Annotated in this window: 14 protein-coding genes; 10 read left to right on the forward strand and 4 right to left on the reverse strand. The window is 65.1% G+C overall.

Annotated elements, in window-relative coordinates:
• Nucleotides 1–14: 14 nt before the first annotated feature.
• From urtD to GTZ97_RS06695, 5 genes are all read left to right on the forward strand, one after another.
• Nucleotides 15–758, forward strand: coding sequence for an urea ABC transporter ATP-binding protein UrtD (gene urtD / locus GTZ97_RS06675; RefSeq protein ID WP_161649790.1), 744 nt, complete (start codon nucleotides 15–17; stop codon nucleotides 756–758).
• A 13-nt stretch (nucleotides 759–771) separates the two neighbouring features.
• On the forward strand, nucleotides 772–1,461 hold the full coding sequence (gene urtE, locus GTZ97_RS06680; protein ID WP_161649791.1) for an urea ABC transporter ATP-binding subunit UrtE: 690 nt from the start codon (nucleotides 772–774) through the stop codon (nucleotides 1,459–1,461).
• A 24-nt stretch (nucleotides 1,462–1,485) separates the two neighbouring features.
• The gene (gene fmdA, locus GTZ97_RS06685) at nucleotides 1,486–2,721 is read left to right on the forward strand and encodes a formamidase (RefSeq protein WP_161649792.1); all 1,236 of its coding nucleotides are present in this window, start codon (nucleotides 1,486–1,488) and stop codon (nucleotides 2,719–2,721) included.
• Between the two features lie 29 nt (nucleotides 2,722–2,750).
• The gene (locus GTZ97_RS06690; protein ID WP_161649793.1) at nucleotides 2,751–3,113 is read left to right on the forward strand and encodes an FmdB family zinc ribbon protein; all 363 of its coding nucleotides are present in this window, start codon (nucleotides 2,751–2,753) and stop codon (nucleotides 3,111–3,113) included.
• A gap of 103 nt (nucleotides 3,114–3,216) precedes the next feature.
• Nucleotides 3,217–3,579 carry an HPF/RaiA family ribosome-associated protein gene (locus tag GTZ97_RS06695; RefSeq protein ID WP_161649794.1) on the forward strand — a complete coding sequence of 121 codons (363 nt, stop codon included), beginning with the start codon at nucleotides 3,217–3,219 and terminating at the stop codon, nucleotides 3,577–3,579.
• A gap of 13 nt (nucleotides 3,580–3,592) precedes the next feature.
• Here GTZ97_RS06695 and GTZ97_RS06700 read toward each other — a convergent pair whose 3' ends face one another.
• Entirely contained in the window at nucleotides 3,593–4,261 is a 669-nt protein-coding gene (locus tag GTZ97_RS06700) for a TetR/AcrR family transcriptional regulator (protein ID WP_161649795.1), read from the reverse strand.
• 84 nt (nucleotides 4,262–4,345) lie between these two features.
• Between GTZ97_RS06700 and GTZ97_RS06705 the strand changes: the two genes are divergently transcribed.
• The 3 genes from GTZ97_RS06705 to GTZ97_RS06715 all read left to right on the forward strand — a co-directional run bounded on the left by GTZ97_RS06705 (nucleotide 4,346) and on the right by GTZ97_RS06715 (nucleotide 7,841).
• A complete protein-coding gene (locus GTZ97_RS06705; RefSeq protein WP_161649796.1) occupies nucleotides 4,346–5,803 on the forward strand; it encodes a flavin-containing monooxygenase in 1,458 nt (485 codons plus the stop codon).
• A gap of 63 nt (nucleotides 5,804–5,866) precedes the next feature.
• Entirely contained in the window at nucleotides 5,867–6,709 is an 843-nt protein-coding gene (locus tag GTZ97_RS06710) for an SDR family NAD(P)-dependent oxidoreductase (protein ID WP_161649797.1), read from the forward strand.
• A gap of 91 nt (nucleotides 6,710–6,800) precedes the next feature.
• Nucleotides 6,801–7,841 (forward strand): aliphatic amidase, encoded by a 1,041-nt coding sequence (locus GTZ97_RS06715; protein WP_161649798.1) that lies wholly within the window; start codon nucleotides 6,801–6,803, stop codon nucleotides 7,839–7,841.
• Between the two features lie 19 nt (nucleotides 7,842–7,860).
• Here GTZ97_RS06715 and GTZ97_RS06720 read toward each other — a convergent pair whose 3' ends face one another.
• Both GTZ97_RS06720 and GTZ97_RS06725 read right to left on the reverse strand, forming a co-directional pair.
• Nucleotides 7,861–8,907 carry a DUF2804 domain-containing protein gene (locus tag GTZ97_RS06720; RefSeq protein ID WP_330863563.1) on the reverse strand — a complete coding sequence of 349 codons (1,047 nt, stop codon included), beginning with the start codon at nucleotides 8,905–8,907 and terminating at the stop codon, nucleotides 7,861–7,863.
• Nucleotides 8,904–9,902, reverse strand: coding sequence for an AraC family transcriptional regulator (locus tag GTZ97_RS06725; RefSeq protein ID WP_161649799.1), 999 nt, complete (start codon nucleotides 9,900–9,902; stop codon nucleotides 8,904–8,906). Before GTZ97_RS06725 ends, GTZ97_RS06720 begins: the two co-directional genes overlap by 4 nt.
• Before the next feature lie 180 nt (nucleotides 9,903–10,082).
• Here GTZ97_RS06725 and GTZ97_RS06730 point away from each other — a divergent pair, with 180 nt between their 5' ends.
• Both GTZ97_RS06730 and GTZ97_RS06735 read left to right on the forward strand, forming a co-directional pair.
• Nucleotides 10,083–11,036 (forward strand): sterol desaturase family protein, encoded by a 954-nt coding sequence (locus GTZ97_RS06730; RefSeq protein WP_161649800.1) that lies wholly within the window; start codon nucleotides 10,083–10,085, stop codon nucleotides 11,034–11,036.
• Nucleotides 10,990–12,255, forward strand: coding sequence for an RsmB/NOP family class I SAM-dependent RNA methyltransferase (locus tag GTZ97_RS06735; protein WP_161649801.1), 1,266 nt, complete (start codon nucleotides 10,990–10,992; stop codon nucleotides 12,253–12,255). The genes GTZ97_RS06730 and GTZ97_RS06735 overlap by 47 nt, the downstream gene beginning before the upstream one ends.
• On the opposite strand, the gene epsE is transcribed toward GTZ97_RS06735, so the two are convergent.
• Nucleotides 12,256–13,062 carry a polysaccharide export protein EpsE gene (epsE, locus tag GTZ97_RS06740; protein WP_236651054.1) on the reverse strand — a complete coding sequence of 269 codons (807 nt, stop codon included), beginning with the start codon at nucleotides 13,060–13,062 and terminating at the stop codon, nucleotides 12,256–12,258.
• Nucleotides 13,063–13,165 lie beyond the last annotated feature (103 nt).

Here is a 13,165-nt window from a genome sequence, read left to right on the forward strand (position 1 = left end):
AAAGGACCCATTTCATGAGCCCCAAGGAGTTCGTGCTGTACATCGAAGACCTCACGGTGTCCTTCGATGGCTTCAAGGCGATCGACAGCCTCAACCTCTACGTCGACAAGGACGAGTTGCGGGTGATCATCGGCCCCAACGGGGCCGGCAAGACCACGCTGCTGGATCTCATCTGCGGCAAGACCAAGGCCAGCGCCGGCAGCATCAAGTTCAAGGACGACGAGCTGACCAAGAAATCCGAGCACGCCATCGTCCGCTCGGGCGTGGGCCGCAAGTTTCAGACGCCGTCGATCTACGAGAACCTCAGCGTGTTCCAGAACCTGGAAGTCTCGTATCCGCAAGGGCGGTCGGTGCTGGGCGCACTGGCCTTCAAGTGTTCCGACGAGGTCAAGGCCAAGGTGCAGGTGGTGGCCGAAGAGATCGGTCTGGCTGACAAGCTCGACATGGAGGCCGGCCTGCTCAGCCACGGTCAGAAACAGTGGCTGGAGATCGGCATGCTGCTGATGCAGGAGCCCGAGCTGCTGATGCTGGACGAGCCCATTGCGGGCATGAGCGCCAAGGAGCGCGAACTCACCGCCGACCTGCTCAAGCGCATCTGCAAGAACCGCTCGATGATCGTGATCGAACACGACATGGACTTCGTCAAGCAGATCGCCTCCAAGGTCACCGTCATGCACCAGGGAAAGATCCTGGCCGAGGGCACGATGGACCAGGTGCAGAGCGACCCCAAGGTCATCGATGTGTATCTGGGCCACTGACAGGAGTTCAAGCATGTTGGAAGTCAAGGATCTGTTCGTGGCCTATGGCCAGAGTCAGGCGCTGCACGGCATCTCGTTCGAAGCGCGCAAGAACGAAACCGTGGCCATCATGGGCCGCAACGGCATGGGCAAGACCACGCTGTTCAAGAGCCTGATGGGTGTGCTGCCCACCAAGGCGGGCGAGATCACCGTGGCTGGCAGCAGCGTCGTCAAAGACGAGAGCTATCTGCGCGTGAAGAAGGGCATCGCCTATGTTCCTCAGGGCCGCATGATCTTCCCGACGCTGACGGTCGAAGAGAACATCCAGACCGGCCTGGAAAACAGCAAGAGCAAGCGCATCCCCGATGACATCTATGCGCTCTTTCCCGTGCTGTTCGACATGAAGCACCGCAAGGGCGGCAACCTCTCGGGTGGCCAGCAGCAACAGCTCGCCATCGCGCGGGCGCTGGTCACCAACCCCAAGGTCCTGCTGCTCGATGAGCCCACTGAGGGCATCCAGCCTTCGATCATCAAAGACATCGCCAAGGCGCTCAACGAGATCCGCAAGCTGCGCGAGATCACCATCGTCGTGAGCGAACAGGTGCTGAGCTTCGCCATGGACGTGGCCGACCGCCTGTTCGTGATCGAGGGCGGCCGGCTGGTGCACGAAACCACCCGCGCCGACACGGATGCCGACCGCATCAAAGCCTATCTGTCCGTCTGATTCGTTCGTACCAAGGAGCACGCCATGCCCGACACCCTGATCAAGGTCGATCTCAAAGACTCCCCTTACAACAACCCGATGGTGCACAACCGCTGGCACCCGGACATCCCGATGGCCTGCTGGGTCAACCCGGGCGACGACTTCGTGCTCGAAACCTACGACTGGACGGGCGGCTACATCCAGAACAACGACAGCGCCGATGACGTGCGCGATGTGGACCTCACCACCGTGCACTTCCTGTCGGGCCCGGTGGGCGTCAAGGGCGCCGAGCCTGGCGACCTGTTGGTGGTCGACCTGCTCGACATCGGCGCCAAGGCCGACAGCCTGTGGGGCTTCAACGGCTTTTTCAGCAAGAACAACGGTGGCGGCTTCCTGACCGAGCACTTCCCGCATGCGCAGAAGTCCATCTGGGACTTCAATGGCATGTTCACCAAGAGCCGCCACATCCCCGGCGTCGAGTTCGCCGGACTCATCCACCCCGGCCTGATCGGCTGCCTGCCCGACCCCAAGATGCTGGCCATGTGGAACGAGCGCGAGGTCGATTTCATCGCCACGCAGCCCGATCGCGTGCCCCCTCTGGCCAACCCGCCGTTTGCCAAGACCACGCACGCGGGCAAGGCCACCGGTGAGCTGAAGGACAAGATCGCGGCCGAGGGCGCCCGCACCGTGCCCCCGCGCGAACACGGCGGCAACTGCGACATCAAGGACCTGTCGCGCGGCTCCAAGATCTTTTTCCCCGTGTATGTGGAAGGCGCCGGCCTGAGCGTGGGCGACCTGCACTTCAGCCAGGGCGACGGCGAGATCACCTTCTGCGGCGCCATCGAGATGGCCGGCTGGGTGCACATGCGCGTGACGCTGATCAAGGGCGGCATGGCCAAGTACGGCATCAAGAACCCGATCTTCAAGCCCAGCCCGATCACCCCCAACTACAAGGATTACCTGATCTTCGAAGGCATCTCGGTCGACGAGCAGGGCAAGCAGCACTACCTCGACGTGCACGTGGCCTACCGCCAGGCCTGCCTGAACGCCATCGAGTACCTGACCAAGTTCGGCTACACCAAGGCCCAGGCCTACTCCATCCTGGGCACGGCGCCAGTGCAGGGTCACATCAGCGGGGTGGTCGACATTCCCAATGCCTGCGCCACGCTGTGGCTGCCCACGGAGATTTTCGAGTTCGACATCAACCCGACTGCGGCCGGCCCCGTGAAGATGCTCGACGGCAGCATCGACATGCCGATCTCGTACGACATCGTGAAGTAACCCAGCCGCACTGAGACAGGAGCCCCCGCATGCCCACCTACGACTACGCCTGCCCCGATTGCGGGGGCTTCGACGCCTTTCGCAGTCTGGCCGACCGCAACGAGCCGGCGACCTGCCCGGACTGCGGCACGGCTTCGCCGCGCGTGTTCGCGACCGCCCCGCGCCTGGCTTGCCTGAGCAGCGACACGCGCACCGCCATGGACCGCAACGAGGCGGCTCGCCATACCCCCATGAGCTCCCAGGGCTATCAGGAGGGCGCCTATGGGCGCTTGCGTCACCCCTCGGGCTGCGGTTGCTGCAACACCAGCAAAGGCATCCGCAGCGCCACGGTGACCGCAGCCAACGGCGCCAAGGCCTTCCCCAGCAAGCGGCCGTGGATGATCAGTCACTGAGCACCCTGATGTGCGTGGTACGCTGATTGCCGCTAGGATCAAGGCACCCGCGGTCAAGATCCGTGCGGGATCCGTTCGCCACCTTCACGACAAGGAGCACAGCATGCACATCGAAGTCAACGCCAGCCAGGACATCAAGGGCGGTGAATCGCTGCAGGCCGAAGTGGCCATGATGATCGAGGGCAACATCCGCCGCTTTGGGGAGTACCTGACGCGCGTGGAAGCGCACATCAGCGACACCAATGGCCCCAAGGGCGGCGAGACCGACATCCGCTGCACGCTGGAGGCCCGCCCCGCTGGTCACCAGCCTATGGCCGTGACGGCCAACGCGCCCACCGTGGCGCAGGCCGTCGACGCCGCGGCCGACAAGCTGGCCCGGGCCCTCGAAACGTTCATCGGAAAGCAGCAAACACGCCAGCGCCATGCAGCGGGTGTGAGCGAACTCAGCGCCCCTGGCGCCGAGTGAGTTCTGAACGGCCTCAACGGGGCGTGAGCCCCGAGGGCCTCAACGTCAATAGCACGCCTTCGAACACGCGCGCTGTGACGTTGACCAAGGTCTCACGGCTTTCGCGGTACTGACCCAGGAGCCAGTGCGTCACCGTCTGGCTCACGCCACCCACAAGGGCCAGGCCCAGCATCCGTGCCTCTTCGTCACTCAGCTCCCATTGAGGCACGTAACGCCGCGCGAAGCCGATTACGAGATCGGCAAAACCGTCGAAGGTGCGCGTGTACATGGCATCCACCCGTGGGCTGACGCCCAGTACCTCCAGCCAGCACACGCGTGCCACGCGCGGATCGGACGCCATGGTGAACAAGGCATGCAGGCCCGCGCGCACCGCCGCCATGGGGTCGCTCTGAACGTCCTCCTGCTGCAGCGCGGCGATCACGGTGCGTTGCAGCTCTTCGAACTGCTGTGCGTACACGGCCATCAACAGGTCTTCGGTTCCCTCGAACGATTCGTAAAAGTAGCGATCGGTCAATTCAGCCTGACGACACAGCTGCCGCACTGTGGCGGTTCGGTAGCCGGTGGTGCCAAACACTTCCAGGCCGGCATCCAGAAACTGCAAGCGGCGACGCGCCACGCGCTCGGCCAGACTTTCTCCAGCATAGGCGCGGCCGGGCACCACGGGAACATGGGGTCGGGTCATACCCGTATTTGACGATATTCGTCGTCACTTGTAAACTGACGACAACCATCTTCACTTGTCGCGCCCTCGGCGCGTCCGCACACCATGCAGCAGTACACCGCGATCATCATCGGCAGCGGCTTTGGCGGCCAGGCCGCCGCACACAACCTGCGTCAGATCGGCATCGATGATTTCCTCATCCTGGAGCGTCGCCCCTGGATCGGGGGCACATGGAGTCAGAACAGCTACCCCGGCGCAGCGGTGGACGTGCAGTCGCCGCTTTACTCGCTGTCGTTCGAGCCCTATCCCTGGTCACAGATGTTTGCCGAGCAGCATGAGCTGGTGGAGTACACCAAGTACTGCATCAAGAAACACAAGCTGGCTGACAAGGTTCGCCTGAACGCCGATGTGCAGCAGGTGCAGTGGGACGAGGCGCGCAAGCTGTGGGTGATCGACACGGCCACTCAGGGCCAGTTCCTGGCCAAGTACCTGATCAATGCCTCCGGTCCCCTCTCCACGCCCGTGATTCCGAACTTCAAGGGGCGCGACACGTTCCAGGGCACCACCTGGCACACCAACAACTGGAACCACGATTACAAGCTGGCTGGCAAGCGCGTCGCCATCATCGGCAGCGGCGCCTCGGCCGCGCAAGTGATCCCAGCCATCGCGCCAGAGGTGGGCCACCTGCATGTGTTCCAGCGCACACCGCACTGGGTGCTGCCGCGACCTGACCGCGTGTTCAAGCCCTGGCAGCGCGCCCTGCTGGGCAACAAGCTGATCTACAAGGCCCTGCGCACCGCCATCTACTGGGAGCTTGAGTTGCGCATGCTGGGCTTCAAGTACAGCAAACTCGGCCTGCACCTGCTGGCCCAACGCCCGGCAGAAAGGCACATCAAGGCGCAACTCAAAGACCCGAAAATGCAGGCGGCGGTCACGCCCGACTTCACCATCGGCTGCAAGCGCATCATCCTGTCGAGCACGCTGTACCCGGCCCTGGCTCGCCCCAATGTGTCACTGCACACCAAGGATGACGGCATCGCCGAAATCAACGAGCGCGGCATCCTCACCACCAAGGGCGAGCAGGTCGATGTGGATGCCATCGTGTACGCCACCGGCTATGACGCCACTGACGGGGTGATCAGCTACCCGGTCATCGGCCAGGGCGGCACCACCGTGGCGCAGTACTGGGCCGAGTACCCGCGCGCCTACCTGGGCACGATGATGCCGGGCTTCCCCAACCTGTTCGTGGTCACGGGCCCGAACACCGGCATCGGCCACACCTCGGCCATCTTTGTGATCGAAGCGCAAATGGAGTACATCCGCCGCGCCATCGCCAGCACCGAGAAGAAAGGCGCCAAGACCATCGAGGTGACGACGCAGGCCGAAGCCGACTACACGGGCATGATCCACCGCGAGATGAAGAAGACGGTGTGGCACTGGGGTGGCTGCAACAGTTGGTACAAGAGCAAGAGCGGTCACGTGATCGCCATGTTCCCCGGCTTCAGCTTCACCTTCCGCCAGATGTGCAAGGGCTTCAAGCCCGCGCACCACCGCTTCACCTGAAGCGCGTCCCGCGCGCTCAGGCCCATATTCCAGACAACATCGGCATCAGACCGAGGAGACACCATGAAGGACTTCAAGAACAAGGTGGCCGCCATCACCGGCGCCGCGTCGGGCATGGGCCGCACGCTGGCCGTCGAGCTGGCGCGCCGCGGCTGCCACCTGGCGCTGAGCGATGTCAACGAGGCGGGCCTGGCTGAGACGGCCCGCATGGCCAGCCAGCACGGCGTGAAGGTCACGACCCAGCGCCTGGATGTGGCCGACCGCGAAGCCGTTTATGCCTGGGCCGATGCCGTGGCCCGAGACCACGGCAAGGTCAACCTGGTGTTCAACAACGCAGGGGTGGCGCTGGGCGCCTTCATTGAAACCGTCAAGCCCGACGATTTCGAGTGGATCATGGGCATCAACTTCTGGGGCGTGGTGTGGGGCACGCAGGCCTTTTTGCCGCACCTCAAGCGCGCCGGCGAGGGCCACATCGTCAACACCTCCAGCCTGTTCGGCCTGCTGGCCTCGCCGACCCAAGGCACCTACAACGCCAGCAAGTTCGCGGTGCGCGGCTTCACCGAAGCCTTGCGGCAGGAGCTCGATCTGGAGCGCTGCGGCGTGAGCGCCACCAGCGTGCACCCGGGCGGCATCCGCACCAACATCGCCCGCGCTGCCAAGATGGATGCGAGCATGGACCGCGCCACAGGCGGCCGGGCTGAAGCCGCCCGCGCGCGCTTCGACCAGATGCTCAACATGACCACGGCCGAGAGCGCTGCGCAGCAAATCCTGCGCGCGGTCGAGCGCAACCAGCGCCGCGTGCTGGTGGGTGCCGACGCCAAGGTGATGGACTTCTTCGTGCGCCTGCTGGGCTCGTGGTACCAGCCCAGCTCGGTGTGGCTGTCGCGCAAGCTGATGCGCGGTTGAGTCCGCGCCACGTACGTCAAACAACGTATTGGGCGCGCGACGGTGACTTCCCAGAATCAACGGGTTGCCACCATCCCACAAGGAGCCCAACATGTTGCACGGCGATATCTCCAGCAGCGACGACACCGTCGGCGTCGCAGTGGTCAACTACAAGATGCCCCGGCTGCACACTACGGCCGAGGTCATCGCCAACGCCCACAAGATCAGACAGATGATCGAAGGCATGAAGCTTGGCCTGCCCGGTCTGGACCTGGTCATCTTTCCCGAGTACAGCACGCACGGGATCATGTATGACAAGCAGGAGATGATGGACACGGCCGTGACCATCCCGGGTGAGGTCACAGAGATCTTTGCCCAGGCCTGCCGCAACGCCAAGGTCTGGGGCGTGTTTTCGTTGACCGGCGAGCGCCACGAAGATCACCCGGCAAAGGTGCCCTACAACACGCTGATCCTGATGAACGACCAGGGCGAGATCGTCCAGAAGTACCGCAAGATCATGCCGTGGACGCCCATCGAAGGCTGGTACCCCGGCGACAAGACCTATGTGTCGGACGGCCCCAAGGGCTTGAAGGTCAGCCTCATCATCTGCGATGACGGCAACTACCCCGAGATCTGGCGCGACTGTGCGATGAAGGGCGCCGAGCTGATCGTGCGCTGCCAGGGCTATATGTACCCCGCCAAGGACCAGCAGGTGCTGATGGCCAAGGCCATGGCGTGGGCCAACAACAGCTACGTGGCGGTGGCCAATGCCGCGGGCTTCGATGGCGTCTACAGCTACTTCGGGCACAGCGCCATCATCGGCTTTGACGGGCGCACGCTGGGCGAATGCGGCGAAGAAGACTACGGCATCCAGTACGCGCAGCTGAGCAAGCGCTTGATCCGCGACGCCCGCTCCACCGCGCAGTCCCAGAACCACCTGTTCAAACTGCTGCACCGCGGCTACACGGGCAAGATCAACTCGGGTGAAGGCGACAAGGGCGTGGCCGAATGCCCATACGACTTTTATCGCGAGTGGATCACCGATCCGGCAGCCACCCAGGCCAAGGTCGAGGCCATCACGCGGCCCACGGTGGGCACGGCGGAATGCCCGATTGCAGGCATTCCCAACGACGCGCGGCTGAAGTACGAATGAGTGGCCGAAGCGGCCCGGGCTACCAGAGCGAGTCGTGGTCTTCGGTGACACCGACCAGGTGCTCCACCATGCGCCACGGCTCGTGTACCGAGGCGCGCACCGTGCCATGGAAGGTGCCCACGGGCTGCACGTAGCGGCTGGCCGCCAGGCCCAGGTGCCGGTCGGCCTGACGGGCCCCTTCAGGCTGGAAGCGCAGATCGAGCAGGCCGTCGTCGGTGTGGATTCGCCATTCCTGCAGCGGGTTCTGCGGGTCAAAGTCGAACTCGGCGCGGCCCAGCGGGTGCAGCATGCCGTCGAGCCACAAGGCGTTTTCATGGCCACCGAAGTAGCCAGCCTGCAGGTTGAAGCCAATACGCTCGTCGTGCGCACACGCCCAGCGCCAGCTGGTCTGACGGGGAAGTAACCCGTTGGAGCTGTCCAGACAGCCCACTGCGCCATCCAGCGCGCGGCGCTCGCCCTCCACAGCGACCCATCCGCTCACGGGCAAGCCAGGCGATTTGTGTGTCGTGTGCACCGAGCCCCCCTCAACAGGCCCGACGGCCAGCAGGAAAGGGGGGCTGCCGGCCATGTCGAGCCGGGCCTGCAGGTTGATGCCAGGTACCGCGGCATGCACCACCAGCACATCGTCGTCGGCATGGCCAAGCCGAACCTGCGCGCCGTTGCCACGGAAGGTCGCCGTCATGCCCCGGACGGGCTCGTTGGACACTGCCCCGCCCCATACGGGCAGTGCATCGGCGGACCAGTCGGCCAGTAGACGCCGCCGCAGCCGGTCAAACACGTAGACGAAGGCCGTCATGGCCCAGCCCAGGTCCACGATCGCGATGCCCACAAACAGCTCGCCCGAGCCCATGCCCACGTACTGCCAGCGCTTATGGCGGAAGCGTCGCCACAGCGCTGAGCGGGCCCAGGGCGCCTGCAACTCGCTCAGGTCGACCACCTCGGCACAGCCGGCATAGCGCCCCAGACGCGGCAGGCCGGCATCGACCACCCGCGCCGGCGCGACAGGCAGCGACGAAGCAAGGGGCGATCGACCGGGCGCCATGGCATGCAGTGGCGACAGGCTCACGCGCGGCTCCGGCCGAGCGCACGGCGCCATTGCGCAGGCGGCAACCCCGTCCACGAGCGGAAGGCCCGCGTGAACGCGCTCTGCTCCGAGTAGCCCAGCAGCAGGGCGATCTCCGCCAGGTCCAGGCGTCCTTCGCGCAGGTGGGCCTCGGCCAGATGGCGGCGGGTGTCGTCCAGCAGCGCCTGGAAGGTGGTGCCCTGGTCAGCCAGGCGGCGCTGCAAGCTGCGCGGGCTGGTGTGGTGGGCCTGCGCCAGTTCGGCCAGCGTGGTGCGCCCCTGGCGGATCAGCGGTACCAGCGTGCGTCGCCATGCATCAACGGCCGACGGCACCTGCGCCACGCGTTGCAACAGCGTTTCAGCCTGCTGATCCAGCATGGACAACAGCGCCGGATCCGACTTGCGCAAGGGCTGAGCCAGCCATGCGGCCTCCAGCACAAGGCGGGTCACCGGCTGGTCGAAGCGCACATCGCCACCAAAGAAAGCGGTGTAGGGCCGCAGGTCGGGCGGCGCCGGGTTGACGAACTCCACCGCACGCAGCGGAATGTGGCGCCCCGCCAGATCGCGCATCAGTTGCACGAGCGAGGCAATGGCCGTCTCGTCGGCCAGCGCGCCCGGCCGCCCACGGGCCACGCCCCACTCGATACAGACCGCATCGCCACGCATGCTGACGGTGGCGGGGTTGGCGTCGTAGACCGACGCATGGAAGCGCTCCATGCGCTGCAAGGCCTCGCCCAGGTTGGCGCAGGCCAGCGCGGCATAGCCCACAACACCGAAGTGCTGGGCGCGGATGCCTTCCGCAATGCGGATGCCCAGCGCGGGCCGGTGGCCTTCATGCTGATCAACCATCTCGAGCCACTGTCGCCACTGCGACATGGGCACGAAATGCTGGGCCGGATCCAGTTCGCCGCCGAGCAGCATGGCAGGCTGGACGCCCTGCCGCTCAAGATACTCATAGAGCAGGCGGGCATAGGATGCGGCAATACGCGACTCTGACATAGTGTTGTCACCCCGGGATGCGCAGATCATGCCCAGCCCCGTGCACGCTGACCATCGGTAGTTCACGGGAGGGGTTCCCATGCACGATGTCGTAATAGGTCAAGAAATTGGCCGCGCCGGTCAAGCGCCCGTCAAAGTGACGCGCCAAGATGACGTCGACTGACGCTTAGCCTCATCTGCATGACCGACTTGTCTGCCGCCCTCAGTACAGCCCACGCATTCGCCAGTCAGACCGATGTCCGGGACTGGGTGCTGGTGCTGCTGACCCCGGTGTTTTTTGTCACGGTGGTGATGGAGTGGTGGCGCATGAGGCGCGCGAACGGGCCGGACGGCCGTCCGGTGTATGCCCTGCGCGACTCGCTGGACAGCATGACCCTGGGCGGCATCTACACCCTGCTCGACGTGATGCTGGTCGTGGCCTTCGTGCTGCCGGCCATGAACTGGGCTTACGCCCATCGCCTGGCCACCATCGAGGTCACAGTGTGGAGCTTTGCTGCCCTCTACCTGGGGGTGGAGTTCTGCTACTACTGGTTCCATCGGGCCAGCCACCGCATCCGCTGGTTCTGGTGCGCCCACGTGGTGCACCACGGCTCAGAGCACATGAACTTCACGACCGCCATGCGCCAGAGCTGGCTCTACAGCTTTGCGGGCAACTGGTTGTTCTACACGCCCATGGTGTTCATCGGCTTCGAGCCGCGCTGGGTGTTGTTTGCCCTGTCAGTCAACCTGGCCTACCAGTTCTTCATCCACACCCAGTGGGTGGGCAAGCTGCCCGCGCCCATCGAGTTGATCTTCAACACCCCCTCGCACCACCGGGCGCACCACGGTCGCAACCCGGCCTACATCGATCGCAATTACGGCGGCACACTGATCGTCTTCGATCGCCTGTTCGGCACTTTTGTCGAAGAGCGCGAAGCGGTCGACTACGGCTTGGTGCGCCAGGTGCGCAGCCACAACCCGCTGTGGCTGACGCTGCACGAGTGGGTGCACATGCTCCAGGACATGGCCCGGCCCGGGCCGCTCGGCCAACGCCTGAAACACCTGTGGGCGCCCCCGGAATGGGAGCGGGCGCGGGATAATCCTGCCCATGCATCCCAAAGCCCTCCTCGACCTCACGACGCAGCTCGTCCGTGAGGTACTCAAGCTCGACGCCCCGGCCGACAGCCTCGTTTCCCTGTTCTTTCGGCGCCAGAAGGCGCTGGGCGTGCGTGAGCGCCATGCGCTGGCCGAGACGGCCTACGCGGTGCTGCGCCAGCGCCTGCTGTGGGCCAACCTGGCGCAATCGGGCCAGGGCCCGATGGAGCGCCGCCTGGCCATCCTGGCCTGGCAGGGCCAGCCCCATGTGCTGAAAAACGCGCTCAGTCCCGACGAACTCCGCTGGCTGGAACACGCCCAGACCATCGACCGCAGCACCCTGCCCGACAAGTTGCGCCACAACCTGCCCGACTGGCTGGCCAACCCGTTGAAGGCTGAGCTGGGTGACGAAGGTTTCTGGGCGCTGGTCGAGACCTTCTCGGCGGGCGCCCCGCTCGACCTGCGTGTCAACGAAATCAAGACCCGGCGCGATGAGGTGATCAAGGCGCTGGCCGAAGCCGGCCTGACTGCCGAGCCCACCCCTTACTCGCCCATTGGCCTGCGCATGCAGGGCAAGCCCGCGCTGCAGAAGTTGCCGTTGTACACCGGCGGCCATGTGGAGGTGCAAGACGAAGGCAGCCAGCTGCTTGCACTGATGACCGGCGCCAAGCGCGGCGAGATGGTGGTCGATTTCTGTGCCGGCGCCGGTGGCAAGACGCTGGCGCTGGGCGCCATGATGCGCAACACCGGCCGCCTGTACGCATTCGATGTCTCGGGCCACCGGCTGGACAACCTCAAGCCTCGGCTGGCCCGCAGCGGCCTGTCGAATGTGTACGCCGCGCAGATCGCGCACGAGCGCGACGAGCGCATCAAGCGCCTGAGCGGCAAGATCGACCGCGTGCTGGTGGATGCGCCCTGCTCCGGCCTGGGCACACTGCGCCGCAACCCGGATCTGAAGTGGCGCCAGAGCCCGCAGGCCGTGCAGGAGTTGCGCGAAAAGCAGTTGGCCATCCTGCGCAGCGCCGTGCGCCTGCTCAAACCGGGTGGCCGACTGGTGTACGCCACCTGCAGCCTGCTACCAGCGGAAAACGAAGACGTGGTGGCGGCCTTCCAGGCCGAACAGCCCGAATTGCAACCCCTGAATGCAGCCGACCTGCTGACGCAGGCCGGTGTCTCGCGGGCCGATGAGCTGGTCACCCCCGCTGGCCATCTGCGGCTGTGGCCTCATCGCCACGCCACAGACGGCTTTTACGCGGCCGCCTGGCAGCGGCCGGCCTGATCAGAACAGGCTTTCGCGCACGTAGATCACGTCGCCGGGCTGGAGCTTGTCGTTCATGCCCGGCTGAATCACGTTGACTGAGCCCGACGCATCACGGCGGTGCACGCGGATGCCGCGCTCGGTGCCGCGCAGGGTCAGGCCGCCGCCAGTGGCCAGCGCCTGCAGCAGCGTGGTGTCACGCAGCAGGATCTGGGCGCCCGGGCGCTGCACTTCGCCGTAGATGTAGATCTGCGGAGCGCGGTCGACGAAGATGGCGTCGCCGTTCTGCAGCACGATGTCATTGTTGACGCCCGCGGCCGAGAAGATCATCGGGAAGTCGATTTCCTTGCGGAAAGGCTTGTTGTCGCGCGTGCCCGTGACCACAATGAGCTCGGAGCCGTTGCCCGGCAGGATGCCGCCAGCCTGCGCCAGCACCTCGCTGACCTTGGACGTGCCCGCCTCGAGCGGATAGCGGCCGGGGCGGTTCACATAGCCCAGCACCGACACCTGGTTCGACTTGACGGTCAGCACCAGGATCGAGACCTGGGGCTGCCTCAGGAAGTTGCCATCACGCAGGCCCGTGGCCAGACGCTGCTCGGCCTGGCTGACCGTCAGGCCGCCGATCTTCACGGCGCCCAGCAGCGGGTAGGAGATGGTGCCGGCCTCGCTGATGCGGGTTTCCAGCAAGAGGTCAGGACTCTGGAACACCGAGATACGGATCGTGTCCCCCGGGCCAAGCACGTACTCGCCGGTCGGCGACGCGGCCTGGGCACCCAGGCTGGCCACCAGGAAGAAGGAGGCCCACATCCAACGCATCAAGACTTGCATCCACTTCATCGTTCGTTCCTCTGTTTGAACAGTCTGGACATGGCAACGCCCGAGCCGCTGCCGGATCGCTGCAATGTATCACCGGGCCATGACATTGCCGATC

Origin of the sequence: Aquabacterium fontiphilum, from assembly GCF_009909205.1 — a bacterium.
In the GTDB taxonomy this organism is placed as follows: domain Bacteria; phylum Pseudomonadota; class Gammaproteobacteria; order Burkholderiales; family Burkholderiaceae_C; genus Aquabacterium; species Aquabacterium fontiphilum.